Origin of the sequence: Streptomyces sp. NPDC014894, assembly GCF_043080985.1 — a bacterium.
Lineage (GTDB): Bacteria > Actinomycetota > Actinomycetes > Streptomycetales > Streptomycetaceae > Streptomyces.
The window spans coordinates 836,332-862,529 of record NZ_JBIBWD010000001.1 but is presented as its reverse complement, the minus strand read 5'-3'; the positions used below and the strand labels follow the sequence as shown (position 1 = coordinate 862,529).

The window sequence follows — 26,198 nt, the reverse complement described above, 5'->3', positions numbered from 1 at the left end:
CTCGGGTCCGTCCTCAAACGCCGGACAGGCTGAATCCGCGCCGCCCCTCGCCCTCGGGTCCGTCCTCAAACGCCGGACAGGCTGAATCCGCGCCGCCCTCCACCTCCAGGTCCGTCCTCAAACGCCGGACGGGCTGGGATTCCCTGACGGTGCTGTGCTGACTTCAGCCCGGTCCAGCGATCGACCCACTCGGCACGCCGGGGCACCCCTGGGAACAGCCCGCCCAACGGCTCAAACCCAACCAGCCGGACCACCTCTAGCCCGTCCGGCGCTTGAGGACGAACCCGAGGCACGGGGACCCGCCACCGAACACAACCCAGCCCGTCCGACGCTTGAGGACAAACCCCAGACACGGGAGCCCGCCACCGAACACAACCCAGCCCGTCCGACGCTTGAGGACAAACCCCAGACACGGGAACCCGCCACCGAACACAACCCAGCCCGTCCGGCGATTGAGGACGGACCCGAGGCGCGGGGGCCGGTGCCGGGCGTGGGGTGGGTCAGGGGCGGCGGGCGGAGGTGACGCGGTAGACGTCGTAGACGCCTTCGACGCCGCGGACGGCCTTCAGCACATGGCCGAGATGCTTGGGATCCCCCATCTCGAACGTGAACCGGGACGTCGCCACCCGGTCCCTCGACGTCTGCACCGCCGCCGACAGAATGTTCACATGCTGATCCGACAGCACCCGCGTCACATCCGACAGCAGCCGCGACCGGTCCAGCGCCTCGACCTGTATCGCGACGAGGAAGACCGACGACTGCGTCGGCGCCCACTCCACATCGAGGATCCGCTCGGGCTGCTGGGAGAGCGAGTCCACGTTGACGCAGTCCGCGCGGTGCACCGACACCCCGCTGCCCCGGGTGACGAAGCCGATGATCGGGTCGCCGGGCACGGGCGTACAGCAGCGGGCGAGCTTGACCCACACATCGTCGACGCCCTTGACGACCACCCCGGGGTCGGCGTTGGAGCGGCGCTTCTTCCCGCGCCCGCTGGACGGCGGAGCGGACTCCGCGATGTCCTCGTTCGCGGCCTCCTCCCCGCCGAGCGCCTGCACCAGCTTCTGGACGACGCCCTGCGCCGCCACATGCCCCTCGCCGATCGCCGCGTACAGCGAGGAGATGTCGGGGTAGCGCATCTCATGGGCGAGGGTGACCAGGGAGTCCCCGGTCAGGATCCGCTGGATGGGCAGGTTCTGCTTGCGCATCGCGCGCGCGATGGAGTCCTTGCCCTGTTCGATCGCCTCGTCGCGGCGCTCCTTGGAGAACCAGGCGCGGATCTTGTTCCGGGCGCGGGGGGACTTGACGAAGCCGAGCCAGTCGCGGGACGGGCCCGCGCCCTCGGCCTTGGAGGTGAAGACCTCCACCAGATCGCCGTTGTCCAGCGTCGATTCGAGCGGGACGAGCCGCCCGTTGACCCGGGCTCCTATCGTCCGGTGCCCGACCTCGGTGTGGACGGCGTAGGCGAAGTCGACCGGGGTCGCGCCCGCCGGGAGCGCTATGACGTCGCCCTTCGGCGTGAAGACGAAGACCTCGTTGCGCGAGAGGTCGAAGCGGAGGGACTCCAGGAACTCCGAGGGGTCCTCGGTCTCCTTCTGCCAGTCCAGCAGCTGGCGCAGCCACGCCATGTCGTTGATGTGGTCGTCCTTGCCGGCCTTCTTGGGCACGTCGGTGCGCACCTTGGAGGCCCCGGCGGACGGTTCCTGCTTGTACTTCCAGTGCGCGGCGATGCCGTACTCGGCGCGGCGGTGCATGTCGAAGGTGCGGATCTGGAGTTCGACCGGCTTGCCGTTGGGGCCGATGACCGTCGTGTGCAGCGACTGGTACATGTTGAACTTCGGCATGGCGATGTAGTCCTTGAACCGGCCGGGGACCGGATTCCATCGCGCGTGCACGGTGCCGAGCGCCGCGTAACAGTCGCGGACGGTGTCCACGAGGACACGGATGCCGACCAGGTCGTAGATCTCCGCGAAGTCCCGGCCGCGGACGATCATCTTCTGGTAGACGCTGTAGTAGTGCTTGGGCCGGCCGGTGACGGTGGCCTTGATCCGGGCGGACCGCAGATCGGACTGGACCTCGTCGGTCACTATGGCGAGGTATTCGTCGCGCTTGGGGGCGCGCTCGGCGACCAGCCGGACGATCTCGTCGTACATCTTGGGGTAGAGGATCGCGAAGGCGAGGTCCTCCAGCTCCCATTTGATGGTGTTCATGCCCAGCCGGTGGGCGAGCGGGGCGTAGATCTCCAGCGTCTCGCGGGCCTTCTTCTCCTGCTTCTCCCGCTTGAGGTAGCGCATGGTGCGCATGTTGTGCAGGCGGTCGGCGAGCTTGATGACCAGGACCCTGGGGTCCTTGGCCATGGCGACGACCATCTTGCGCACGGTCTCGGCCTGGGCGGCCTCGCCGAACTTGACCTTGTCCAGCTTGGTGACGCCGTCGACCAGCAGGGCGACCTGGTCGCCGAAGTCGCGGCGGAGGGTGTCCAGGCCGTACTCGGTGTCCTCGACGGTGTCGTGCAGCAGCCCCGCCATCAGCGTCGCCGGGTCCATGCCCAGCTCGGCGAGGATGGTGGTGACGGCGAGCGGATGGGTGATGTAAGGGTCGCCGCTCTTGCGCTTCTGGCCCCGGTGCCACCGCTCGGCGACCTGGTACGAGCGCTCGATCTGGCGGAGGGTGGAGGTCTCGATCTTGGGATCGTTGTCGCGCACGATCCGCAGCAGCGGCTCCAGCACGGGGTTGTACGGGGACGAGCGCTGCACGCCGAGGCGGGCGAGGCGGGCGCGGACCCGGTTGGAGGAGCCCGCTCCGCGCGGCACGGACGCCGGCGCGGGCCGGGGCCCGGAGGCGGCGGGCGGCTTGGAGGCGGAGGCCCCGGACGGCTTCCCCGAGGGCTTGCCGGCCGATACGGGGGTCGCGCCGTGCGCCCGCTCGGGCGTGGCCGGCGCGGATGCGCCGGAGGGCTTCTTCGCGGGCGCGGCAGGGGCTGCCGCGGCCTGATCGGCCTTCCGGTCGGGCTGCGCGGCGGTGGCGGGACGGGCCTCGTCTGGCAAGAGCGCTCCTCGTGCGGTTCCGGTCCCCCGGTTCAGGTCCGGAGAGGCCATGGTATCGACCTCGGTGTTCTGGTGCCCCAGGGGATGAAACAGACCTCTGGGGTCCCGGGATTCCCGGGACCCCAGAGGTCCGTGTGGTTCTGCCGTGTCCCCGGGCGGCCCGGGGGCCGTCCGGGGGCGCTCAGAGGGCGAGCAGGGCCTCCAGAGGGGCCCCGCGCAGCGCGGGCTCCAGACGGGCGCGGCCGCCGAGGAAGCGCAGCTCCATCAGGACCGCGACGCCCGCGATCTCGGCGCCGCCCCTGCGGATCAGCTCTATCGCGGCGCCGGCGGTGCCGCCGGTGGCCAGGACGTCGTCGACGACCATGACGCGGTCGTCCGCGCCGAGGTCCTCGGCGTGGATCTCGATCTCGGCGGTGCCGTACTCGAGGTCGTACGTCTGGGAGAGCGTCGCTCCGGGGAGCTTGCCCGCCTTGCGTACGGGGATGAAGCCGAGGCCCGCGCGGACCGCGACCGGCGCGCCGAGGATGAATCCGCGGGCCTCCAGGCCGACGATCTTCGTCGCGCCGTGCCGGACGCACACCTCGGCCAGGGCGTCGGTGAGGGCCGTGAAGGCCGCCGGGTCCGCGAGGAGGGGGGTGATGTCCTTGAACATCACGCCCGCCTGCGGATAGTCGGGGACGTCGCGGATCCGGCTGAGCAGCAGCTCCTGACGGGCGGCGGTGGTCATCGGCGCCTGCCGGAGGAGCGGCCCCGGCCGCGGTCGCCGCGGGGTGCGACCACGCCGCCCGCGGTCGCCGCCGCGGCGTCGTCGGGGAGGTCGTCCTCGTACGGGCCGGTGTCCTCGGAGTCGTCCGCGTCCGGGGACTCGCCCTTGGCGGCGGCCGAGGCGCGCTTGGCGAGGACCCGCTTCTTCAGCGCCTTCATCTGCGGGTCGCGTTCCTTGAGGTCGGCGACGAGCGGGGTGGCGATGAAGATCGAGGAGTACGCGCCCGCCGCGAGGCCGACGAACAGCGACAGCGAGATGTCGTTCAGCATGCCGGCCCCGAGGAAGCCGCCGCCGATGAAGAGCAGGCCGGCGACGGGGAGCAGGGCGACCACGGTGGTGTTGATGGAGCGGACCAGGGTGGCGTTGAGGCTGCGGTTGGCGACCTCGCTGTAGGTGTACCTGGTCTGCTTGGTGATCCCGACCGCGCCCTCCTTGAGACCGTCGAAGACGACGACGGTGTCGTAGAGGGAGTAGCCGAGGATCGTGAGCAGACCGATCACCGTGCCCGGGGTGACCTCGAAGCCCACCAGCGCGTACACGCCGACGGTGATGGTGAGGTCGTGGATGAGGGCGATCAGGGCCGCGACGGCCATGCGCCACTCGAAGGCGATGGCCAGATAGATCACCACCAGGATCATGAACACGGCGAGGCCGGTCCAGGCCTTGTTGGCGATCTGTTCGCCCCAGCTGGGTCCCACCAGCTCGGCGTTGATCTTCTCGGGGTCCATCTTCATGTCTTGGGCCAGCTGGATCTTGGCCTTGCCGGCGGTGGTCGTGTCCAGATCGCTGACCTGGATACGCAGGGTGCCGTTGCCGAGCTTCTGGACGATGGCGATGTGCCCCGACGCCTCTTCCGCGTACTCCGTGGCCTCTGCGACGCTGACGCTGGTCTTCGGGGTGGTGAAGACCGCGCCGCCCTTGAACTCGATGCCCATGTTGAGGCCGCGGACCGCCAGGCCGACGATCGCCGTGATGGTGATCAGGATGGAGACGGCGTACCAGAACTTGCGCTTGGCGACGAAGTCGTAGCCGATCTCGCCGCGGTAGAGCCGGGCGCCAATGGTGCCGAGACGTGACATCTCACGCCTCCTTCGGGTCGGTGGGGACGACGGTGGTGCGGCGCGAGCGGCGCAGCGGAGGCTTGGCTCCGAGGCGCTTGGGGTCGAGTCCGGACCAGGGCCGACCGCTGGAGAAGAACTTCGTGCGGGCGGCGAGCGTCATCAGCGGCTTGGTGAAGAAGAACACCACGACCACGTCGAGCAGGGTGGTCAGACCGAGGGTGAACGCGAAGCCCTGGACCTTGCCGACGGTGACGACGAAGAGCACCGCGGCGGCGAGGAACGAGACGAAGTCGGAGACCAGGATGGTGCGCCGGGCGCGGGGCCAGGCCCGCTCGACGGCCGGACGCAGGGTGCGGCCCTCGCGGATCTCGTCCCGTACCCGTTCGAAGTAGACGATGAACGAGTCCGCTGTGATGCCGATCGCGACGATCGCTCCACAGACGGCGGGCAGGTTCAGCGCGAAGCCGATGGCGGGGCCGAGCAGCGCCATCAGGCTGTAGGTGAGGGCGGCGGAGACCAGGAGGCTCAGGATCGCGATCATGGCGAGACCGCGGTAGTAGACCACCAGGTAGATCACGACCAGCACGAGGCCGATGGCGCCCGCGATCAGACCGGCGAGCAGCTGCTCGCCGCCGAGGGCGGCGCTGACGGTGGTGACGCTCTCCTCGGAGAAGGTCAGCGGCAGGGCGCCGTAGGAGAGCATGTTGCCCAGGTTCTGCGCGGAGTCCTGGTTGAAGTCTCCGGAGATCTCGGCGTTGGCGCTCAGCGTCTGGTTGACCTGCGGGGCCGACATGACCTCGCCGTCGAGGACGATGGCGAACTGGTTCTGCGGGGACTGCTGCTGCGAGAGCTTGCTGGTGATCTTCTGGAACTTCTTCGCACCGGAGCTGGTGAAGTCCATGGTGACGATCCACATGCCGCGCTGCTGGTCCAGCTGGCCCTTGGCGTCGTCGACGTCCTTGCCGTCCACCTCGGCGGGGCCGAGGATGTACTTCTCCCACTGGCCGGCGCTGTTCTTGCCGCAGGCGATCGCGGTCTTCTCGGGACGGGTGCTGTCGCCGAGGGCGGCGCGGGCCTTCTCGTCCTGGCAGTTCAGAGCGGTGAACTGCTTCTCCAGGGCGCTCATCTCGGCGTCGCCGGAGGCGTTGGGCGCCGGGGAGCCCTCGGCCTTGGGGGACTCGGAGGACTTCGGGGAGCCGGAGGCCGAGGCGGTCGGGTCGGCCGCGGGGGCCTTCAGGGCGTCGGTGACGGCACGGCCCTGAGCGGTGGGCGAGGCGGAGGCGGAGGCGGACTCCTCGGACTTCGCGTCCTTGTCGGCCTTGTCGTCCTTCTTGCCGTCCGTGGCCGATTCCTTGGAGGCGCTCGGGGCGGGCTCCGGGCTCGTCCCCCCGGCGGCGACGGTCAGAACGGGCCGGAAGAAGAGCTGGGCGGTGGTGCCGACCTGCTCACGGGCCTGCTCGGAGTCCGTCCCCTTGGGGATGTTGACGATGATGTGCTCGCGGCCCTGGGTCTGGACCTCTGCCTCGGAGACGCCGAGACCATTGACACGGCGCTCGATGATGCCGACCGCCGTGTTCATGTTGGTCTCATTGACCGCGCTCTCCTTGCCGGGCTCAGCCTTGGCCTTGAGCGTGATCGTGGTACCGCCCGCGAGGTCGATGCCCAGGCGCGGCGTGGTGTCCCCGGTCGCGAACATCCCGCCGGTCAGCGCGACCATGGCGATCAGGATCAGAACCAGGGTGCGACCTGGCTTCCCCTGAGCCCCCGCGGGCCTTCGGCCCCTGTTCGGTGCTGCCACCTTTTCGTTTCTCCCTGTCCAACCGCCCCACGCCGGGTGTGCGCCGGGGCGGCCACGAAGTGTTGTGGGGACCTGCCCCCGCAGAAGTCAACACGACCGGGGGACCGCCCGGCACCGGTGGGTGCCGCCGCGGTCCCCGGAACTGGCTACTTGTCGCCGTCCGGCTTGCCGTCCTTGGTCTCGGCGCCGTCGTCGTTCTTCGCCTGGTCCGCCTCGGGCTTCTTGCCGAGGTCGATCTTGGGCGCGTCGGAGCCTTCGGCGTCGGTGGTGTCGGTCAGCGACGAGGCGTCGTCGGGCACGACCGGGGTCGTGTCGGCGGTGTCGCCGTGCACGATGCGGTTGTACTCGTCGTCGTCGAGGACCGCGCCGATGGCGTTCTTCGCGTAGACGGCGTGGACGCCGGGGGCGACCTCAAGGAGCACGGTGTCGTCGTGAAGCTCCTTGACGGTGGCGTACATGCCCCCGATCGTCCGCACTCCGGTGCCGGGCTGCATCGAGTCGCGCATCGCTGCGGCCTGCTGCTGCTTCTTCTTGGCGGACCGGGTCATCAGGAACATGGCCCCGATGAGCACGATGAAGGGGAGGAGGGTCACGAGACTCACGGGAAGAAACTTCCTTCACACGACCGCGTCGGAGAGGCGGCCTATCTACGGGGGTGGGCAGCCGACCCGGAAGGTCGGCATCGGCGGAGTCTAAGCGAGTCCGCATCGATGGAACAACGCCCAGCATCCCACTGTGGTTCCCCCCGCGGGAGTCTCCGCGCCGTCACACCCCGAACAAGCCGGGCCGTCCGCCCGCGCCGGGGGCCTGCTGCGGCGGTGTGAGCCCGAGGTGGGCCCAGGCGGCCGGGGTGGCGACCCGGCCGCGCGGGGTCCTGGCCAGCAGGCCCTCCCGGACGAGGAAGGGCTCGGCGACCTCCTCGACCGTCTCGCGCTCCTCCCCCACCGCCACGGCGAGGGTGGAGAGCCCCACGGGGCCGCCGCCGAACAGCTTGAGCAGGGCCTGGAGCACCGCGCGGTCCAGCCGGTCGAGGCCCCGGCTGTCGACCTCGTACACCTTCAGGGCGGCGGCCGCGACCTCGCGGGTGATCACTCCGTCCGCCTTGACCTGGGCATAGTCCCGGACGCGGCGCAGCAGCCGGTTGGCGATCCGGGGGGTGCCGCGGGAGCGGCCGGCGATCTCGGCGGCGCCGGCGGGCTCGATCTCCAGGTCGAGCAGCTGGGCGGAGCGGTGGATCACCCGCTCCAGCTCGGCGGGGTCGTAGAACTCCATGTGCGCGGTGAAACCGAAGCGGTCCCGGAGCGGGGGCGGCAGCAGTCCGGCCCGGGTGGTGGCCCCGACCAGGGTGAAGGGGGGCAGCTCCAGGGGGATGGCGGTGGCGCCGGGGCCCTTGCCGACGATCACGTCGACGCGGAAGTCCTCCATCGCCATGTAGAGCATTTCCTCGGCGGGCCGGGACATCCGGTGGATCTCGTCGAGGAAGAGGACTTCACCCTCATGGAGGGAGGAGAGAATCGCGGCGAGATCACCCGCGTGCTGGATGGCGGGGCCCGAGGTGATCCGGATCGGGGCCTGCATCTCGGCGGCGATGATCATCGAAAGGGTGGTCTTGCCGAGCCCGGGAGCGCCGGAGAGCAGTACGTGATCGGCGGTCGCGCCGCGTGCCAGGGCGGCCGTGAGCACGAGGTCGAGCTGCTCGCGGACGCGCTCCTGGCCGACGAACTCGCCCAGCGACTTCGGCCGCAGCGCCGCCTCGACGGCCTGGTCCTCCCCGTCGGCGGACGCCCCGACGATCCGCCCGTCGGCGGTGGGGGGCTCGTCGGCGAGAGCGGAGGTGGTGTCGTCGTCCCAGTTCACTGCGTGTGTGCCTCGTGTGGTGGGGGCGGCGGGGCCGCGGGGGCGGGCGGGGGGAGACGGTCTCGCGGGGCGGCGTCAGGGGCCGCCGGCGCCCGGGTGCGGCCGCCCGGCGGGCAGGGTCATCGGGTGCGGTTGAGGGTCTGGAGGGCGGCCTTGAGGAGGTGGCCGACCTGGGGGGCGCCGCCGGGGGCCGCCTCGGCCTGGGGGGTGACGGCGGTCACCGCCTCGTCCGCCTCGCGGGCGGCGTAGCCGAGGCCGATCAGGGCGGCGTGCAGCTGGTCGCGCCAGGAGGGCGCGGCGGCGGGGCCCTGCTGCGCGATATGCGCGCCGAGGGGCTCGCCGAGGCGGTCCTTGAGCTCCAGCAGAAGCTTCTGCGCGCCCCTCTTGCCGATGCCGGGAACGGCGGTGAGCGCCTTCTCGTCGCCGGTGGCGACGGCGATCCGCAGCGCGTCGGGGGCGTGCACGGAGAGCATGGCCTGGGCCAGTCTCGGGCCGACCCCGCTGGCGGTCTGGAGCAGCTCGAAGGTCTGGCGCTCGTCGTCGTCGGTGAAGCCGTAGAGGGTGAGCGAGTCCTCGCGGACCACCAGGGAGGTGGCGAGCCTGGCCTCCTGGCCGATCCGGAGGCCGGCGAGGGTGGCCGGGGTGCACTGGACGGCCGTGCCGAAGCCGCCGACCTCGATGACCGCGGTGGTGGGGGCGAGGGCGGCGACGACGCCGCTCACGGAGGCGATCATGCGGTACGGCCTTTCGGTGCGGGGCGGACCGGCGCGGGGGGTGAGGTGCGCGCGGGCCGGGGTGCGGTGTGCAGGGCGACGGCGCGCTGGAGCCGGTTCTGCGCGGGGGCGCGCCAGATGTGGCAGATGGCGAGGGCGAGGGCGTCGGCCGCGTCGGCGGGCCTGGGCGGGCCGTCCAGCCGCAGCAGCCGGGTCACCATCGCGCCGATCTGCGCCTTGTCGGCGCGGCCGCTGCCGGTGACGGCGGCCTTGACCTCGCTGGGGGTGTGCAGGGCGACGGGGATGCCCCGGCGGGAGGCGCAGAGCATGGCGACGGCGCTGGCCTGGGCGGTGCCCATGACCGTACGGACGTTGTGCTGGCTGAAGACCCGCTCGACGGCCACGTACTCGGGGCGGTGGTCGTCGAGCCACTGCTCGATGCCCCGCTCGATGGCGACGAGCCGGCTGCCCAGCTCGGCGTCGGCGGGGGTGCGCACGACCCCGACGCCGATCATGGTGAGCGGGCGGCCGGCGACGCCTTCGACCACGCCCACCCCGCACCGGGTCAGCCCTGGGTCCACCCCGAGCACGCGCACGCCGGCCCCTCCTTCGGTCGTCTGTCGGTGCAGGCTATCCGGCGGCACTGACAACGGAGACGGAAGAGGGCGGTCCGGCGGGTGATTCCCCCGCCGGGCCGCCCTGGACCGCGTGCGCGCCGGGCCCGGCCCGGTCAGACGTCGACCTTCTCCATGACCTCGTCGGAGACGTCGAAGTTGGCGAAGACGTTCTGGACGTCGTCGCTGTCCTCCAGCGCGTCGATCAGCTTGAAGATCTTGCGCGCGCCCTCCTCGTCCAGCTCGACCTGCATGGTCGGGACGAAGTTCGCCTCGGCCGAGTCGTAGTCGATGCCCGCGGCCTGGAGGGCGGTGCGGACCGCGACCAGGTCGGTGGCCTCGCTGAGCACCTCGAAGGACTCGCCGAGGTCGTTGACCTCCTCCGCGCCCGCGTCCAGGACCGCGCCGAGGACGTCGTCCTCGCTCAGCTCGCCCTTGGGGACGATCACGACGCCCTTGCGGTTGAAGAGGTAGGAGACCGAGCCGGGGTCGGCCATCGAGCCGCCGTTGCGGGTCATGGCGACCCGTACGTCGGAGGCGGCGCGGTTCCGGTTGTCGGTGAGGCACTCGATGAGGACCGCGACGCCGTTCGGTCCGTAACCCTCGTACATGATCGTCTCGTAGTCGGCGCCGCCGGCCTCCAGGCCCGCGCCGCGCTTGAGGGCGGAGTCGATGTTCTTGTTGGGAACCGACTGCTTCTTCGCCTTCTGGATGGCGTCGAAGAGGGTCGGGTTGCCATCGACGTCGGCCCCGCCGGTGCGGGCCGCGACCTCGATGTTCTTGATCAGCTTCGCGAAGAGCTTGCCGCGCTTGGCGTCGATCACGGCCTTCTTGTGCTTCGTCGTAGCCCATTTAGAGTGGCCGGACATCTGCCTGTCTCCTTCGCGTTACCCATTGCTGCTGCGTTCGGCAGAGATCCTACCGGGAGCGGGTCGTCACACGGCGCGCACCATCTCGGCGAAGAGGCCGTGCACACGGTGGTCTCCGGTGAGTTCCGGGTGGAAGGAGGTCGCCAGCGCGTTGCCCTGCCGTACGGCGACGATGTGGCCGTCGTGCTCGGCGAGGACCTCGGCCCGCGCGCCCACCGACTCCACCCAGGGGGCGCGGATGAAGACGCCCTCGACGGGGCCGCCCGGCACGCCCGCCATCTCGACGGCGGCCTCGAAGGACTCGTTCTGGCGGCCGAAGGCGTTACGGCGGACGATCATGTCGATGCCGCCGAAGGTCTCCTGTCCTGAGCGCGGGTCGAGGATCTTCTCGGCGAGCATGATCAGACCGGCGCAGCTGCCGTAGACGGGCATGCCCGAGCGGATCCGCTCGCGCAGCGGCTCGGCCATCCCGAAGAGGGCGGCCAGTTTGGAGATGGTGGTGGACTCGCCGCCGGGGATCACCAGGCCGTCGACCTCGGCCAGTTCGGCCGGGCGTCTGACCTGCCCCGCCTCGGCGCCCGCCGAGGCCAGGGCGGCCAGGTGCTCCCGTACATCGCCCTGCAGGGCCAGAACCCCGATACGGGGGCTCCCGGGAGCGGTCATCACCAGCCCCGGTTGGCGTAGCGCTCGGACTCGGGCAGGGTGTCGCAGTTGATGCCGACCATGGCCTCGCCCAGGTTGCGGGAGGCATCCGCGATGATCTTGGGGTCGTCGTAGAAGGTGGTGGCCTTCACGATGGCGGCGGCGCGCTTGGCCGGGTCGCCGGACTTGAAGATGCCGGAGCCGACGAAGACTCCCTCGGCGCCGAGCTGGCGCATCAGCGCGGCGTCGGCGGGGGTGGCGACACCGCCGGCCGAGAAGAGGACCACCGGCAGCTTGCCCAGCTCGGCGACCTCCTTGACCAGCTCGTAGGGGGCGCGCAGCTCCTTGGCGGCGGCGTACAGCTCGTTGTTGTCGTAGCCGCGGAGCCTGGCGATCTCGTTCTTGATCTGGCGCAGGTGGCGGACGGCCTCGACAACGTTGCCGGTGCCGGCCTCGCCCTTGGAGCGGATCATGGCCGCGCCCTCGGCGATCCGGCGCAGGGCCTCGCCGAGGTTGGTCGCGCCGCAGACGAAGGGGGTGGTGAAGGCGAACTTGTCGGAGTGGTTGACCTCGTCGGCCGGGGTCAGCACCTCGGACTCGTCGATGTAGTCGACGCCCAGCGACTGGAGGACCTGGGCCTCCACGAAGTGGCCGATACGGGACTTGGCCATGACCGGGATGGAGACCGCCTCGATGATCTCCTCGATCATGTTCGGGTCCGACATCCGGGCCACTCCGCCGTCCTTGCGGATGTCGGCGGGGACCCGCTCCAGGGCCATGACGGCCACGGCGCCCGCGTCCTCGGCGATCTTCGCCTGCTCGGCGTCGACCACGTCCATGATGACGCCGCCCTTGAGCTGCTCGGCCATGCCGCGCTTGACGCGGGCGGTGCCGGTCGCCGGGCCGTGGGCGGGCTGCGGGGTGGTGGAGAGCGTGCTGGACACGGGTACCTCACTCGGAATGACGGGGATGGGGGCGCGACCGGAGGTGCGCTGCGTCATCGATGGAACATCCGTGGACCAGTCCACTGCAAGGGCCAATGAAAAGGCGGTGGATCGTTTCTGACCGTTGTTCGAAAGGCCGGCCGGGCGTGGCCCGGCGCCGGTCGCGGCTCAGCTGACCGGGCGGTCCGCCAGGGCGGTCGGGGGCTCGTCGTCCATCTCGAACGCCAGCGGGAAGGGGGCGTGGCCCGCGAGCCGGAACCAGCGCACCTTGCGGTGGCGGCGGAGGGCGCGGGCGGCGCGGACGGCGTCGTTGTGGAAACGCCGGGCCATGGGGACCCGGCGGACGGCCTGGGCCAGCTCCAGGGTGGCGTCCTCGCCGCCGGGGACCTGGCGGACGGCCTCGACCTGCGCGGTCTCCTCGAAGACCGCGCGCAGGGCGGCGCTCAGTTCGCTCTCGGCGACCTCGCGCTGCTCCTCCTCGGCCTGCCGGGCGGCGTGCGCGGCCTCGTACAGCACGATCGAGGCGGCGGGGTCGAGCACCCCGGCGGTGGCGAGTTCCTGGGTGACCGAGGCGCGGCGCAGCAGCTGGGCGTCGAGGGCGGCGCGGGCGGCGTCGATGCGGGTGTGGAGGCGGTCGAGGCGGCCGGCGGTCCAGCTGAGGTAGAGGCCGGTGGCGAGGAGGGCGACAAGGATCCAAATGAGCGTTGCGGTCACGGCGGGCAAGGTTACCGGGCGGGTGCGCCGGGGGGCTTGGTGCGGGCCGTGGCGGTGCCCGGCGGTCCGCTCGGTGCGGTACGTCGGGGTGCCGGTCGCGGGGCGGCCCCGGCGGGGGCGCTCGCGGAGGGCCCGGGGTCGCCGGGGGTACGGGGGGCCTCCGCCGGGACGGGAGGCGCGGGCCCTGTGCGCCGAGGGCTCGGCGAGGGTGCGCCTCGCGGGCCCAGGCGCGCCCCGGCTCCCTTTTCGACCGGCCCCGGTCGGGGGCCGGCCCCCGAACCCCCGCTCCTCAATCGCCGGAGGGGCTGAATTCTCGGCCGGTCGCGTCTCAGCCGTCGGACGGTTGGGGGCGGGCGCGCGCTCCCGTCGCGTCTCGACCCGCCCGGCGTTGAGGGCCCCGCCCGGACCTTGAGCACATTCGAGCCCGTCTGCCGTTCGTGGATCCGACCAAACCCTGGGCACATGCGCGGATCCACTCGGACCCAGGGCACACGCCAGGCCGTCTGCCGTGCGCGGATCCACTCGGACCCCGGGCACATTCCCGCCCGTCCGACGTTCGCGGATCCGTCCGAACCCCAGGCATTTCAGCCCGTCCGGCGATTGAGGACGGACCTCAGTCACAGGAACCCGCGCCGGACCAAGCGCGTCACCACTCAGCCCGTCCGGCGATTGAGGACAAGCCCGCACCACAGGACCCCGCACCCGACAAAGCGCAGCACCACCCAGCCCGTCCGGCGATTGAGGACAAGCCCGCACCACAGGACCCCGCACCCGACAAAGCGCAGCACCACCCAGCCCGTCCGGCGATTGAGGACGGCCCCGGGCGCGGGGCGCGGCACCCTCGCGGGCGCCTGGCTGTCCCGGGGCCCGCCCCGCCCCCCGCTCCTCAAACGCCGGAGGGGCTGGATATGCCCTGCCTGGCGCTCACCCCCGCCGGGGGCTGGGTATGCCCTGCCCCTCCGGCGGCTCACCCCCGCCGGAGGCGGCGATATGCCCTGCCCGGCACCAACGCACCCCACACCGGGCACGGGTAGACCCCGGCCCCCGCGAGCCCCCGCAAGGGCTCAGCTGCGAGTGAGGCCGAAGCGGGGGCGGCGGGTGGGGCGGTCGTCGGCGGCGACGGAGGTGGTGCCGTCGGTGACGGTCTCGTAGACGGAGAGGATGTCCGCGCCGACGGTGGACCAGTCGAAGCGGCGGACGTGCGCGCTGCCGCGCGCGCGGAGTTCGGCGCGGCGCCCGGGATCGCCCAGGAGACGGATCGCCGCGGCGGCGAGCGCGTCGGCGTCCTCGTTGGCGAACAGCTCCCCCGCCGCGCCCTGGTCGAGGACCTGCGCGAAGGCGTCGAGGTCGCTGGCGAGCACGGGCGCGCCCGCGGACATCGCCTCGACCAGGATGATCCCGAAGCTCTCCCCGCCGGTGTTGGGCGCGACGTACACGTCGACGCTGCGCAGCAGCCGTGCCTTGTCCTCGTCGCTGACCATGCCGAGGAACTCCACGCGGGAGCGCATCTCCTTCGGCAGGGCGGCGACCGCCTCCTCCTCGTCGCCTCGGCCCGCGACCAGCAGCCGGGTCGCGGGGCGCTCGGCGAGGATCGCGGGGAGCGCCCGCATCAGCACCGGCAGGCCCTTGCGGGGCTCGTCGATGCGGCCGATGAAGCCGATCGTGTCCCCCTGCCACTCGGGCTTGGGCTCGGCCCGGTCGAAGAAGCCGACGTCGACGCCGTTGGGGATGACCACCGCGTCGCCGCCGAGGTGCTCGACGAGGGTGCGCCGCGCGTACTCGCTGACCGCGATCCGCGCGCTGATCTTCTCCAGCGCGGGCTGGAGGATCGGATACGCGGCGATCATGGCGCGGGAGCGCGGGTTGGAGGTGTGGAAGGTCGCCACGATCGGCCCCTGCGCGGCCCAGCAGGCCAGCAGGCCGAGCGAGGGCGAGGTCGGCTCGTGGATGTGGATGACGTCGAAGGTGCCGTCGTGCAGCCAGCGCCGGACCCGGGCCGCGGAGAGGAAGCCGAAGTTCAGCCGGGCGACCGAGCCGTTGTACGGGACGGGCACGGCCCGGCCCGCCGAGACCACGAAGGGCGGCAGCGGGGTGTCGTCGTCGGCGGGGGCCAGTACGGAGACCTCGTGGCCGAGCCGGATCAGATGGTCCGCCAGGTCCCTGATGTGGAACTGGACGCCGCCGGGCACGTCCCAGGAGTAGGGGCAGACGATGCCGATCCTCATGGCCGTCCCTTTCCGGACCCGGTTTCCAGGTCGGCGAGCCAGAGCCGCTGGAGCATGTGCCAGTCCTCGGGGTGTTCGGCGATGCCCTCGGCGAAGACGTCGGCGAGGGCCTGGGTCATGGCGGCGGTCCGCTCCGCCCTGGAGCCCTCGGCGGGCGGGTCCACGGGCGGGTGGATGGTCCCGTGCATCACGGGCTCGTCGCCGTACCAGAGGGTGACGGGCAGCAGCAGCGCGCCGGTCTGCCGGGCGAGCAGGGCGGGTCCGGCGGGCATCCGGGCCGTCGCGCCGAAGTAGTCCACCTCGACGCCGGACGAGGACAGGTCGCGGTCGGCGACGAGACAGACCAGCCCGCCCGCGCGCAGCCGCCGCGCCAGGGTCCCGAAGGCGGAGCCGCCGGCGTGCGGCAGCACCTCCATGCCGAGGCTCTCGCGGTAGGCCACGAACCGGTCGTACAGCGACTCCGGCTTCAGCCGCTCGGCGACCGTGGTGAAGGGGATGCCGAGGGTCCGGGTGACCCAGACCCCGGCGAGGTCCCAGTTGGCGAGGTGCGGCAGGGCGACGATCACGCCGCGGCCGGCGGCCAGGCCGTCCGTCAGATGGTGGACGCCCTTGATGTCGACGTTGTCGCGGACCCGGTCGGCGCTCCACGCGGGCAGCCGGAAGGACTCCATCCAGTACCGCATGTACGAGCGCATCCCGGCCCGGGACAGCTCGGCGAGGCGTTCGGGGCCGGCGTCCGGCACGACGCGGGCGAGATTGGACTCCAGCCGGAGCACGCCCTTGCCCCGCCGTTTCCAGGCGGTGTCGGCGATGGTGCGGCCGAGCGCCGAGGCGGCGGGCTCGGGCAGCTTCTTGACCGCGCTCCAGCCCGCTCCGTACAGCCCGTCGGCGAGACGGTCCCGCGCGGTGCTCACGTCGCCTCGGCCTCGCTCTGGGCGGCGTCGGCCTCGGCGGACTCCCGGCGCACGGTCACGACCCGCTGGCCCAGCGTCACCGCGCTGCCGATCGCGACGATCCACAGGGCGATCGGGAGCAGGACGTCCACTCCGGGCACCCCGAAGGCGTGCAGACCGGCGAGACCGGCGGCGACCAGCGAGATCACCAGTCGCTCGGCGCGCTCGATCAGCCCGTTGACGGCGACCGGGAGACCGATCGCCTCGCCCCGGGCCTTGGTGTATGAGACGACCTGGCCGCTCGCGAGGCAGAAGATCGACACCGCGCAGAGCACATTGTCGTCGCCGGCGCCCGCGTACCAGAGCGCGAAGCCGCCGAAGATCGCGCCGTCGGCGACCCGGTCGAGGGTGGAGTCGAGGAACGCGCCCCAGCGGCTGGAGATGCCCGCCTGGCGCGCCATGTTGCCGTCGATCAGGTCCGAGAACACGAACAGGGTGATGACGATCGTGCCCCAGAAGAACTCTCCCCGGGGGAAGAAGACCAAAGCACCCGCCATCACTCCGGCCGTTCCGATGAGGGTGACCGCGTCGGGGCTCACTCCACGGCGGAGCAGAAATGCGGCGAACGGTGTGAGGACACGCGTGAAGAATGCACGCGCGTACTTGTTCAGCATGGCCTTCCCGAGGTTCGGTGGGCCGTGTGGCCCCATCGGCCACCGGCTGGCCCATCGTAGCCAGGACCGGCGCGCTCCACCGCCGGGACCCGGCGCGGATCCCGTCCCCGGGCCCGGCGCGGAAGCCGTCCCGGGGGCCGGGGGCGCGGCCGGGGAGCGGGCTCGCGGGCCGTCCGTGCCCCCGCGCGGTGCGGTACGACGTATGGACGCGCTCCGGGCGGAGTGGAAAGCTCGAAGGACGACCGGAAGCTGGAAGCTCGGACACACGACGACCACGGGCAGCGGCGGGACCGCCCCGGGACATCTGTCCGGAGACCGCGTCCACGGCTCCGCGGCTTTGTCCCCCGGACCGTCCGCCGAGGTTCACGCGCCCGCGGCCCGCATCTCCTCACCGTGCACTGGGTGCAATCGACCGGATCGATCGGGAGGCATGAACCATGGGCGACAAGGCGCACGCACACCCCGGGGCCGCCGGCAGGGCGACAGCGGCCGACCAGCCCTCATCCGTACGGAATGTGGTGCTGGTCGGCCACAGCGGCTCCGGCAAGACCACCCTGATCGAGGCCCTCGCGCTCACCGCCGGCGCGGTGAACCGGGCCGGCCGGGTCGAGGACGGTGCGACGGTCTCCGACTACGACGAGATCGAGCACCGGCAGCAGCGTTCCGTACAGCTTTCCCTCGTTCCCGTCGGCTGGGAGGGATTCAAGATCAATCTGTTGGACACTCCCGGGTACGCCGATTTCGTCGGCGAGCTGAGGGCCGGTCTGCGCGCGGCGGACGCGGCCCTCTTCGTGGTGTCGGCGGCCCAGGAGGCCGACGCGATCGCGAGCACGACCCGGGCCGTGTGGGAGGAGTGCGCGGCCGTCGGCATGCCGCGCGCGATCGTCGTGACCCATCTGGAGACCGCCCGGACCGGGTACGAGGAGCTGACCGCCGTCTGCGCGGAGCTGTTCGGGCGGGACGACCCCGACGCGGTGCTGCCGCTGTACCTGCCGCGCTACGGCACCCCCGGCCCCGACGGGCACGCGCCGGTCACCGGGCTGGCCGGGCTGCTCTCCCGGAAGGTCTTCGACTACTCCTCCGGCGAGCGGAAGGAGATCCCGCCCGACCCGGAGGAGGCTCCGTCGATCGAGGAGGCCCGCAACCGGCTGATCGAGGGAATCATCGCGGAGAGCGAGGACGAGACGCTCATGGAGCGCTATCTCGCCGGTGAGGAGATCGACCCGGGCACCCTGATCGACGATCTGGAGAAGGCCGTGGCGCGCGGTGTCTTCCACCCCGTCCTCGCGGCCGCCCCCGCGGGCGACGGCGCGCGCCAGGGCCTGGGCACCGTCGAGCTGCTGGAGCTGATCACCGGCGGCTTCCCCACCCCGCTGGAGCCGCGGTGCCCGCCCGTCACGACTCCCGAGGGCGTGCCGCGCCCGCCGGTGCGGTGCGACCCGGACGGGCCGCTGGTGGCCGAGGTGGTCAAGACCGCCTCCGATCCCTATGTGGGCCGGATCTCCCTCGTCCGGGTCTTCTCCGGCACCCTGCGCCCGGACGAGACGGTGCATGTCTCGGGGCACGGTCTCGCCGACCGGGGGCACGAGGACCACGATGTGGACGAGCGGGTGGGCGCGCTGTCGGCGCCCTTCGGCAAGCATCAGCGCCCGCTGAACCGGGCGATCGCCGGGGATCTCGCCTGTGTCGCCAAGCTCTCCCGGGCGGAGACCGGCGACACCCTCTCCGCCAAGGACGATCCGCTGCTGATGGCGGCCTGGACGATGCCCGACCCGCTGCTGCCGCTGGCGGTCCGGGCGCACAGCAAGGCGGACGAGGACAAGCTCTCGCAGGGGCTGGCCCGGCTGGTCGCCGAGGATCCGACGATGCGGCTGGAGCAGAACCGGGCGACGCGCCAGGTGGTGCTCTGGTGTCTGGGCGAGGCCCACGCCGATGTCGCGCTGGAGCGGCTGCGCGGCCGCTACGGCGTCCAGGTCGACATCGTCCCGCACCGGGTGTCGCTGCGGGAGACCTTCGGGGAGCGGGCCGGCGGGCGCGGCCGGCATGTGAAGCAGTCGGGCGGGCACGGCCAGTACGCCGTCTGCGAGATCGAGGTGGAGCCGCTGCCCCCGGGGTCCGGGGTGGAGTTCGTGGACGAGGTGGTGGGCGGTTCGGTGCCCCGGCAGTTCATCCCGTCCGTGGAGAAGGGGGTGCGCGCCCAGGCGGCGCGCGGGGTCGTGGCCGGCTATCCGCTGGTCGATGTGCGGATCACGCTGCGCGACGGCAAGGCGCACTCGGTGGACTCCTCGGACGCGGCCTTCCAGACGGCGGGCGCGCTGGCGCTGCGCGAGGCGGCGGCCCAGTGCCCGATCCATCTGCTGGAGCCGGTCGCCGAGGTCCGGGTGCTGGTCCCGGACGCCTATGTCGGGCAGGTGATGAGCGATCTGTCGGGACGGCGCGGGCGGGTGGTCGGCACCGAGCAGTCCGCCGGGTCGCGGACCGTCGTACGGGCCGAGGTCCCCGAGATCGAGATCGGCCGGTACGCGGTCGATCTGCGCTCCCTCTCGCACGGGACGGGCCGCTTCAGCCGCGCGTACGCCCGTCATGAGCCGATGCCGCCGCAGGTCGCCGAGCGGGTGCGGGAGCAGACCGCGAACGCCCCGTAGCCCCGGCGGGGCCGCGGACCGCCGCCCGCCCCTCCCCCGTGGGGGCGGGCGGCAATTCCCGTCACGTGCCCAACTCCCGTGACGCAGACGACACCACCCCGATACGCTGAGGTGCCCCAGCTCAGCAGGTGTGCGGGGCACGGTAGTCGGGAACAGGCCGCAAGAGCGGACGGCAGCGGCGATGTTGGGGGCGGTAAGTGGCGAGCGACGGTTTCGATTTCAGTCCCGGAGCACAGGTCCCGCTCATGGGCTCGGCGGGGCAGACCGCGGCGACGAATGCGCTGGCCTCGGCCGCGTACCGCGACAGCCCGGCCGAGGAGATCCTCAAGGCCAACAGCGAGTGGCACAAGTCCGAGGTGAAGAAGGGGAAGTTCTCCCTCTTCGAGCCCAACCTCGGGGAGGCGTTCTCCAACGCCGTGCGGGCGCGGATGCTCGGCGGCGGGCGCGGGGCGCTGATCCAGTCCTTCGGGACGGAGCCGCAGACCGTGGTGGAGCACTGCCTGGCGGCCATCCACATACGCAAGGAGCGCGACACCAAGCTCAGTGTGATCATGGCGGTCTTCGGGCTGCTGTTCCTGCCCGGCATGCTGCTGTGGATGGGCGTCTTCCAGCTCCGCCGCACCATCGCGGGGTCCGCGAACAAGCGGGCGGGGACGCTCGGCACCCTGCTGCTGATCGCGATCGGCGGGCTCGCCCTGATCCTGATCCTCCGGCTGCCCTTCACCGGCTTCTGGGGGTACTACCTGCGCGGCATGATCATCGCCCCGGTCGTCGGCTGGCTGCTGGCCAAGCGGATCTGCGAGGCCACGGCGAAGGATCTCCGGGAGCGCTGGGACGGACTGCTCTCCGGCGGCGGCATCGGGGCCAAGGTCCCCGAGACGGTGCCCGGCGGACCGCAGGACTCGGCGCGCGAGCAGCTGCGCCAGGGGCTGGAGAAGCTCACCGCCGAACAGCACGCCAACTCGGTCTTCTACGCCGGCCCCAAGGGGATACTCGGCATGGGCACCCGGTGGGGCAGCTGGCAGATGGCCGAGGAGCTGGTCTCCAAGGAGCCGGGCAAGGAGATCAATCAGTTCCGCAGCTGGGACGTGATACGGGCGATCCACGACAAGCTGAAGCTGCTGGAGCGCGGCCCGCTGAACTCCGGAGGCTTCCCCACCCCCGCGGTCAAGCACTGGATCGTCTCGCCCGTCGGCGAGAACGCCGGATCGGTGTCCCGGCCGGACGGCCAGGACGTGGAGTCCTTCCAGGTCAAGGGCCACGAGATACAGCGCATCTGCAATCACCAGCAGTTCGGCAGCGGTGACCGGCACTATCTGGGCGTGCAGTTCGTCCTCTGGGACGGACAGCTGGTGATCACCATGATGATCACGGTGACCGTGCTCCACGAGACGCTGCGCGTCGAGGTCACCGGGCACGCGCTCGGCCCGGTGCACGGCTTCTTCACCACCAAGTCCTCGCCGAAGACCGTCACGGTGAGCAAGGCCATCCGCTTCTGGGAGACCCGGACCAGGACCCTGCCGCTGGTGGAGACCCGTGAGGTGGTGCGGCTGATGGTCCGGGCCCCCTTCACCTGGTATCCGCCGCTGCTGGAGTTCCTCGGCGGCAAGCTGGTGCTGCCCGAGCCGTTCGGGCTGCGGCACGCCTGGGCCGAGAAGCCCTGGCGGCACCGGTTCATGGCGGACGACGCGATGCGCGCTGCCACCCCCGTACTGCGGGTGGCGCACGCCGCGGCGCTCCGGGTGCTCGCCGAGAACGGCGTCGACACCGATCGCTTCGCCGGCCGGTCGATGGCCGTGAGCGGCGGGGTGCAGGACGCGGCCCCGAAGAAGGCGGATCTGTACGACGCGTAGTCGCGCCGGGAACGCCGATACGCCCCGGGCGGGGTCTCCCGCCCGGGGCGTACGCGTCGGTGGATCCGGGTGTCCCCGGGGCCCGTGGGCCCGGGCCACCGAGGGCGGTCAGTCCGTGGGCCAGGCGCGGGCGAGCATCGCCCGGGTGTCCGCGAGCAGCTGCGGCAGCACCTTGGTGTGCCCGACGACCGGCATGAAGTTGGTGTCCCCGCCCCAGCGCGGCACGACGTGCTGATGGAGATGGGCGGCGATCCCGGCGCCCGCGGAGACGCCCTGGTTCATCCCGATGTTGAACCCGTGCGCACCGGAGGCGGCCCGCAGCGCGGTCATCGCCCGCTTGGTGAAGAGCGCCAGCTCGGCGGTCTCCGCCGGGTCCAGCTCGGTGTAGTCGGCGACGTGCCGGAAGGGCACCACCATCAGATGCCCGCCGTTGTACGGGTAGAGGTTGAGCACCGCGTAGACGGACGAGCCGCGCGCGATCACCAGCCCGTCCTCGTCGGACTTGGCGGGGATGGAGCAGAAGGGGCAGCCGTCACCGGCCTCGGGCCCGCTCGGCTTGTTCTCCCCCTGGATGTACGCCATCCGGTGGGGCGTCCACAGGCGCTGGAACGCGTCGGGCGTTCCCACTCCGATCTGCTGCTCCGGCTCACTCGTCATGCTGTGCAGCATATGGCTTCGCCCCCGCCGAGCGTGTCGCCGGGGGCTCGCTCCCCGGGCCGCCGCGATGCTGGACCGATGGACGATGAGAGCAGGCTGTGGCAGTGGCGCAGGCGTATGGAAGTCCCGCTGTTCGCGGCGTCGGTGGTCTTTCTCGCCTGTTACGCGGTCCGGGTGCTGGCCGAGGACCTGCCCCCGGACGGCCAGGACGCGCTGCTGACGGTGACCTACGCGATGTGGGCGCTGTTCCTGGTGGACTATCTGGTGCGCTGGCGGCTCAGCGGCCAGGGCAGGGCCTACCCCCGTCACCATGTGATGGACGCGATCGTGGTGCTGCTGCCGCTGCTGCGCCCGCTGCGGATCGTCCAGATCTGGGAGTCGGTCCGGCACCGGCGGGCCCATGCCCGGCTGTCGCTGTACGCGCGGGTGATCGCCTACGCGGGGATGTCGGCGCTGCTGCTGGGCTTCGCGGGCGCGCTCACGGTCTACGCGGAGGAGCGCGGGGCGCCGGGGGCGACGATCCTGACGTTCGGGGACTCGGTGTGGTGGGCCTGCTCGACGCTGACGACGGTCGGTTACGGCGATGTCGCGCCGGTGACCCCGAAGGGCCGGGTGGTGGCGACGATGATGATGGCCGGGGGGCTGGCCCTGCTGGGCGCGGTGACCGGCTCGTTCTCGTCCTGGCTGATCCAGACCTTCACGCTGGACGAGGACAGCGGGCCCCCGGGGAGTCCCCCGGGGGCCCGCTGAGCGGCCTCGTGGATCAGACCTGGACGCGGTCCGCGACGACCTGCTCCAGCTTGGCGAGGGCCTGGTCGCGGGGGATGCCGTTCTCCTGCGAGCCGTCGCGGTAGCGGAAGGACACCGTGCCCGCGTTCATGTCCTCGTCACCGACGATGATCATGAAGGGGACCTTCATCTTCTGGTGGTTGCGGATCTTCTTCTGCATCCGGTCGGAGGAGGCGTCGACCTCGACCCGCAGCCGCTTCTTCTTCGCCTCGGCGGCGAACTCCTGCAGATACTCGACATGCGCGTCGCCGATCGGGATGCCGACCGCCTGCACCGGGGCCAGCCAGGGCGGCATCGCGCCCGCGTAGTGCTCCAGGAGCACGGCGAAGAACCGCTCGATCGAGCCGAAGAGCGCGCGGTGGATCATCACGGGCTGCTGACGCGAGCCGTCGGGCGCGGTGTACTCCAGGTTGAACAGCTCGGGCAGGTTGAAGTCGAGCTGCACGGTCGACATCTGCCAGGTCCGGCCGATCGCGTCCCGCGCCTGCACCGAGATCTTCGGGCCGTAGAAGGCCGCGCCGCCCGGGTCGGGGGTGAGCGGCAGGCCCTGCTTCTCGGCCACCTGGCGCAGCACCTCGGTGGCCTCCTCCCACACCTCGTCCGAGCCGACGTACTTCTCCGGGTCCTTGGTGGACAGCTCCAGATAGAAGTCGGTCAGACCGTAGTCGCGCAGCAGATTGAGGACGAAGGTGAGGGTGCGGTCCAGCTCGTCCGCCATCTGCTCACGGGTGCAGTAGATGTGCGCGTCGTCCTGGGTGAAGCCCCGGGCGCGGGTCAGACCGTGGACGACGCCCGACTTCTCGTGCCGGTACACCGTGCCGAACTCGAACAGGCGCAGCGGCAGCTCGCGGTAGGAGCGCCCCCGGGCGTCGAAGATCAGATTGTGCATCGGGCAGTTCATCGGCTTGAGGTAGTAGTCCGTGCCGCCGTCGAGCTGCATGGGGGGGTACATCCCCTCCGCGTACCAGTCCAGGTGGCCGCTCTTCTCGAAGAGCGCGCCCTTGGTGGCGTGCGGGGTGTAGACGAACTCGTACCCCTCCTCCTCGTGCCGCCGGCGGGAGTAGTCCTCCATGACCCGGCGCACGATGCCGCCGCGGGGGTGGAAGACCGCGAGGCCGGAGCCGATCTCGTCGGGGACGGAGAAGAGGTCCAGCTCGGTGCCGAGGCGGCGGTGGTCGCGCTTCTCGGCCTCGGCGAGGAAGTCGAGGTGCGCCTTCAGCTCGTCCTTGGACGGCCAGGCGGTCCCGTAGATCCGCTGGAGCATCGGGTTCTTCTCGCTGCCGCGCCAGTACGCGGCGGCGTTGCGCATGAGCTTGAACGCGGGGATGTTGCGGGTGGTCGGCAGGTGCGGGCCCCGGCAGAGGTCCTTCCAGCACAGGTCGCCGGTCTTGGCGTCCAGGTTGTCGTAGATGGTCAGCTCGCCGGCGCCCACCTCGACGTCCGCGCCGTCGTCGCTGGAGGCGGAGCCCTTGAGCCCGATCAGCTCCAGCTTGTACGGCTCGTCCGCCAGCTCCTCGCGGGCGGCCTCGTCGCTCACCACACGGCGGGAGAACCTCTGGCCCCGCTTCTGGATCTCCTGCATCTTCTTCTCGACGGCCTTGAGGTCCTCCGGCGTGAAGGGCTTCTCGACGTCGAAGTCGTAGTAGAAGCCGTCCTTGACCGGCGGGCCGATGCCGAGCTTGGCCTCGGGGAACAGCTCCTGCACGGCCTGCGCCATGACGTGCGCGGTGGAGTGGCGCAGGATGTCGAGGCCGTCCGGGGAGGAGATCTCGACCGGCTCGATCTCGTCGCCGTCCCGGACCTCGTGGCTGAGGTCCTTCAGCTCGCCCGCGATGCGGGCGGCGACGACGGTGCGCTCGCCGGGGAAGAGTTCGGCCGCCGTCGTGCCCGTGGTCACCACGCGCTCTTCCCGCTGCTCGGAATCGCGTTGGATGATCACACGGACGTCTGACACCGGTCTCTCCTGACTGATGGGGTGCGCCAGCGGTCACTGCGCGCGTCTGAATCGTACCGAGCCGAGGGGGCCGCCCGCGAAACGGTTGTGCGGGCAGGGGTCCGCGGCTCGCGCCCGCACCGCCCTCGGTGCTCGGTGCTCGGTGCTCGGTCCACGGCTGATGGGCGCCGGAGCCTCAGCCGCCGGGCCGCGGCCCTCAGCTCCTCCCAGCCCTCAGCTCCTCCCAGCCCCCAGCTCTCTGCTCTCAGCCCTCAGCCCCGGCCGGATCCCGCGCCGGGGGCTCCGTGCCCGCCGGGGCCGAGGGGAACGGCTCCACACCGCAGGCGTCGGTGAGCCGGCGGAATCCGCCCCGGCTCTCCAGCCGCCCCGCCAGCCGGACCGGCTGCCCGGCCAGATGGGCGCGGCCGGCCGTGCCGTACGCCTCCTCCTCCAGGGCGACCCGGACGTACGGGACCTCGGCCCCCGCCAGGACCCGCAGCCGTACCGCTCCCGGCCCCTCCGCCCCCGAGCGGTGCAGCCGGACCACCTCTCCCGTGATCCGCACCGCCACCGAGGGCTCCTGCCGCAGATAGCGCGCGCCCGCAGCCCGCAGCGCGGGCAGGTCGCCGGGGAGGAACTCCACCGGCTCGCTCCCCGGCCCGCAGCCCTCGGGCGGCGGGGCCGAGGGCGACCAGGCCAGGGCGATCCGGGCGCCCCGGGAGCCCCGCAGCAGCGCGATCACCGCCTCCGTCAGCTCCCGGCTCACCCCGCGCGCCACGGCCGCGTCGAAGGCGTCCGTACCGCCGGTCGCCCGCTGGCGGTCCAGGGCCTCCCGGGTCGCGCGCAGCGCGTGGTGGAGCCGGACGGCGACGGTGCGCCCGGCCTCGACCGGCAGGAACGCGGTGAGGGCGCCTCCGCCCCGGACCGGGGAGAGCAGCACGCCGCCGAGGGACTCCCGGGCCCCTCGGCGGTGCCGGGCGCCGTGGTATCCGGCCGGGCCGCGGGTCGCGAGCGCGCCCGCCATCAGCGTCTGCCGCACGGCCGAGCGCAGCTGCTCCTGTCCCGCGCGGGGCACGGCGTCGGGTGCGTCCGGGACGCCGGGAGCGTCCGGGGCGTCCGGGCTCTCCCGGAGCGGGTCGCGGTGCCAGCGGATCTCGTCGCTGGGCACGGTGAGGCCGAGGAGGACCTCGCGGGCGGAGGGCGAGGCGCTGCGGGCCAGCGCCGCGAGGGCCGCGCCGAGCAGATCGTCGGAGCCGGGGACGGAGCGGCTCTCCGGGACGAGCAGCCCGCTCCCGCCGGTGGTCCGGCCGGGCGGGACCCAGCGGGCGTGCCGTCCGGGCGCGCCGTCGCGCCGTCGCCAGCCGTGCCGGTCCAGCAGCGCGCCGAGGGCGGCGGGATCGACCCGGGCGGGGTCCGGCCGCCGGGCCGGGTCGTCGTGGGGCGGGCGCATCAGGGTCTCCCTCCCGCCCCGGCCCGTGTGGTGGCCGGTCGGGGCACGGCCCGGCGG

At 72.0% G+C, this 26,198-nt stretch carries 21 protein-coding genes; 3 read left to right on the top strand and 18 right to left on the bottom strand.

Annotated features, from left to right (window positions below; translation table 11 throughout):
- Positions 1-500 precede the first annotated feature (500 nt).
- The 15 genes from ACF089_RS03745 to pgsA all read right to left on the bottom strand — a co-directional run bounded on the left by ACF089_RS03745 (position 501) and on the right by pgsA (position 16,814).
- A complete protein-coding gene (locus ACF089_RS03745; protein ID WP_392021257.1) occupies positions 501-3,044 on the bottom strand; it encodes a RelA/SpoT family protein in 2,544 nt (847 codons plus the stop codon).
- Positions 3,045-3,225: 181 nt separating this feature from the next.
- Positions 3,226-3,771 carry an adenine phosphoribosyltransferase gene (locus ACF089_RS03740; RefSeq protein ID WP_392021255.1) on the bottom strand — a complete coding sequence of 182 codons (546 nt, stop codon included), beginning with the start codon at positions 3,769-3,771 and terminating at the stop codon, positions 3,226-3,228.
- Positions 3,768-4,889 carry a protein translocase subunit SecF gene (gene secF, locus ACF089_RS03735; RefSeq protein ID WP_392021251.1) on the bottom strand — a complete coding sequence of 374 codons (1,122 nt, stop codon included), beginning with the start codon at positions 4,887-4,889 and terminating at the stop codon, positions 3,768-3,770. Before secF ends, ACF089_RS03740 begins: the two co-directional genes overlap by 4 nt.
- A 1-nt stretch (position 4,890) precedes the next feature.
- Positions 4,891-6,669, bottom strand: a complete 1,779-nt coding sequence (gene secD / locus ACF089_RS03730; protein WP_392021248.1) for a protein translocase subunit SecD — start codon at positions 6,667-6,669, stop codon at positions 4,891-4,893.
- 146 nt (positions 6,670-6,815) lie between these two features.
- On the bottom strand, positions 6,816-7,271 hold the full coding sequence (gene yajC, locus ACF089_RS03725; RefSeq protein ID WP_392021246.1) for a preprotein translocase subunit YajC: 456 nt from the start codon (positions 7,269-7,271) through the stop codon (positions 6,816-6,818).
- Between the two features lie 163 nt (positions 7,272-7,434).
- Entirely contained in the window at positions 7,435-8,526 is a 1,092-nt protein-coding gene (gene ruvB / locus ACF089_RS03720) for a Holliday junction branch migration DNA helicase RuvB (RefSeq protein WP_392021243.1), read from the bottom strand.
- Positions 8,527-8,645: 119 nt separating this feature from the next.
- Positions 8,646-9,260 carry a Holliday junction branch migration protein RuvA gene (ruvA, locus tag ACF089_RS03715; RefSeq protein WP_392021241.1) on the bottom strand — a complete coding sequence of 205 codons (615 nt, stop codon included), beginning with the start codon at positions 9,258-9,260 and terminating at the stop codon, positions 8,646-8,648.
- Entirely contained in the window at positions 9,257-9,835 is a 579-nt protein-coding gene (ruvC, locus tag ACF089_RS03710; protein WP_392021238.1) for a crossover junction endodeoxyribonuclease RuvC, read from the bottom strand. The genes ruvA and ruvC overlap by 4 nt, the downstream gene beginning before the upstream one ends.
- A gap of 134 nt (positions 9,836-9,969) precedes the next feature.
- Complete coding sequence (locus tag ACF089_RS03705; protein WP_392021236.1) at positions 9,970-10,722, bottom strand: YebC/PmpR family DNA-binding transcriptional regulator; 753 nt, start codon at positions 10,720-10,722, stop codon at positions 9,970-9,972.
- Between the two features lie 66 nt (positions 10,723-10,788).
- Entirely contained in the window at positions 10,789-11,385 is a 597-nt protein-coding gene (gene pdxT / locus ACF089_RS03700) for a pyridoxal 5'-phosphate synthase glutaminase subunit PdxT (protein ID WP_392021233.1), read from the bottom strand.
- Positions 11,385-12,308: a pyridoxal 5'-phosphate synthase lyase subunit PdxS gene (gene pdxS / locus ACF089_RS03695; RefSeq protein ID WP_392021230.1), complete on the bottom strand. Its 924-nt coding sequence runs from the start codon at positions 12,306-12,308 to the stop codon at positions 11,385-11,387. Before pdxS ends, pdxT begins: the two co-directional genes overlap by 1 nt.
- 168 nt (positions 12,309-12,476) lie before the next feature.
- Positions 12,477-13,022: a hypothetical protein gene (locus tag ACF089_RS03690; protein ID WP_392021229.1), complete on the bottom strand. Its 546-nt coding sequence runs from the start codon at positions 13,020-13,022 to the stop codon at positions 12,477-12,479.
- A 1,064-nt stretch (positions 13,023-14,086) separates the two neighbouring features.
- On the bottom strand, positions 14,087-15,247 hold the full coding sequence (locus ACF089_RS03685; protein WP_392021226.1) for a glycosyltransferase family 4 protein: 1,161 nt from the start codon (positions 15,245-15,247) through the stop codon (positions 14,087-14,089).
- Positions 15,244-16,161, bottom strand: a complete 918-nt coding sequence (locus ACF089_RS03680) for a phosphatidylinositol mannoside acyltransferase (RefSeq protein ID WP_392021223.1) — start codon at positions 16,159-16,161, stop codon at positions 15,244-15,246. The genes ACF089_RS03685 and ACF089_RS03680 overlap by 4 nt, the downstream gene beginning before the upstream one ends.
- Positions 16,158-16,814, bottom strand: coding sequence for a phosphatidylinositol phosphate synthase (pgsA, locus tag ACF089_RS03675; protein WP_392021220.1), 657 nt, complete (start codon positions 16,812-16,814; stop codon positions 16,158-16,160). The genes ACF089_RS03680 and pgsA overlap by 4 nt, the downstream gene beginning before the upstream one ends.
- A 437-nt stretch (positions 16,815-17,251) precedes the next feature.
- Here pgsA and ACF089_RS03670 point away from each other — a divergent pair, with 437 nt between their 5' ends.
- Both ACF089_RS03670 and ACF089_RS03665 read left to right on the top strand, forming a co-directional pair.
- Positions 17,252-19,459, top strand: a complete 2,208-nt coding sequence (locus tag ACF089_RS03670; RefSeq protein WP_392021218.1) for an elongation factor G-like protein EF-G2 — start codon at positions 17,252-17,254, stop codon at positions 19,457-19,459.
- A 197-nt stretch (positions 19,460-19,656) separates the two neighbouring features.
- Positions 19,657-21,312, top strand: coding sequence for a hypothetical protein (locus tag ACF089_RS03665; RefSeq protein WP_392021216.1), 1,656 nt, complete (start codon positions 19,657-19,659; stop codon positions 21,310-21,312).
- 108 nt (positions 21,313-21,420) lie between these two features.
- On the opposite strand, the gene ACF089_RS03660 is transcribed toward ACF089_RS03665, so the two are convergent.
- Positions 21,421-21,981 (bottom strand): HIT family protein, encoded by a 561-nt coding sequence (locus ACF089_RS03660; protein WP_392021213.1) that lies wholly within the window; start codon positions 21,979-21,981, stop codon positions 21,421-21,423.
- A gap of 66 nt (positions 21,982-22,047) precedes the next feature.
- Between ACF089_RS03660 and ACF089_RS03655 the strand changes: the two genes are divergently transcribed.
- Complete coding sequence (locus ACF089_RS03655) at positions 22,048-22,719, top strand: potassium channel family protein (protein WP_392021211.1); 672 nt, start codon at positions 22,048-22,050, stop codon at positions 22,717-22,719.
- A 13-nt stretch (positions 22,720-22,732) separates the two neighbouring features.
- On the opposite strand, the gene thrS is transcribed toward ACF089_RS03655, so the two are convergent.
- Together thrS and ACF089_RS03645 are read right to left on the bottom strand one after the other, a co-directional pair.
- Positions 22,733-24,712, bottom strand: a complete 1,980-nt coding sequence (gene thrS / locus ACF089_RS03650; protein WP_392021209.1) for a threonine--tRNA ligase — start codon at positions 24,710-24,712, stop codon at positions 22,733-22,735.
- Positions 24,713-24,956: 244 nt separating this feature from the next.
- Positions 24,957-26,141: a hypothetical protein gene (locus tag ACF089_RS03645; protein ID WP_392021206.1), complete on the bottom strand. Its 1,185-nt coding sequence runs from the start codon at positions 26,139-26,141 to the stop codon at positions 24,957-24,959.
- Positions 26,142-26,198: the final 57 nt, after the last annotated feature.

Bases quoted from the DNA above. Each gene is read 5' to 3' on its own strand.
- ACF089_RS03740 (WP_392021255.1), bottom strand. From the start codon at position 3,771: ATGACCACCGCCGCCCGTCAGGAGCTGCTGCTCAGCCGGATCCGCGAC.
- secF (WP_392021251.1), bottom strand. From the start codon at position 4,889: ATGTCACGTCTCGGCACCATTGGCGCCCGGCTCTACCGCGGCGAGATC.
- ruvA (WP_392021241.1), bottom strand. From the start codon at position 9,260: ATGATCGCCTCCGTGAGCGGCGTCGTCGCCGCCCTCGCCCCCACCACC.
- ACF089_RS03705 (WP_392021236.1), bottom strand. From the start codon at position 10,722: ATGTCCGGCCACTCTAAATGGGCTACGACGAAGCACAAGAAGGCCGTG.
- pdxT (WP_392021233.1), bottom strand. From the start codon at position 11,385: ATGACCGCTCCCGGGAGCCCCCGTATCGGGGTTCTGGCCCTGCAGGGC.
- ACF089_RS03685 (WP_392021226.1), bottom strand. From the start codon at position 15,247: ATGAGGATCGGCATCGTCTGCCCCTACTCCTGGGACGTGCCCGGCGGC.
- pgsA (WP_392021220.1), bottom strand. From the start codon at position 16,814: ATGCTGAACAAGTACGCGCGTGCATTCTTCACGCGTGTCCTCACACCG.
- ACF089_RS03670 (WP_392021218.1), top strand. From the start codon at position 17,252: ATGGGCGACAAGGCGCACGCACACCCCGGGGCCGCCGGCAGGGCGACA.
- ACF089_RS03660 (WP_392021213.1), bottom strand. From the start codon at position 21,981: ATGCTGCACAGCATGACGAGTGAGCCGGAGCAGCAGATCGGAGTGGGA.
- ACF089_RS03655 (WP_392021211.1), top strand. From the start codon at position 22,048: ATGGACGATGAGAGCAGGCTGTGGCAGTGGCGCAGGCGTATGGAAGTC.
- ACF089_RS03645 (WP_392021206.1), bottom strand. From the start codon at position 26,141: ATGCGCCCGCCCCACGACGACCCGGCCCGGCGGCCGGACCCCGCCCGG.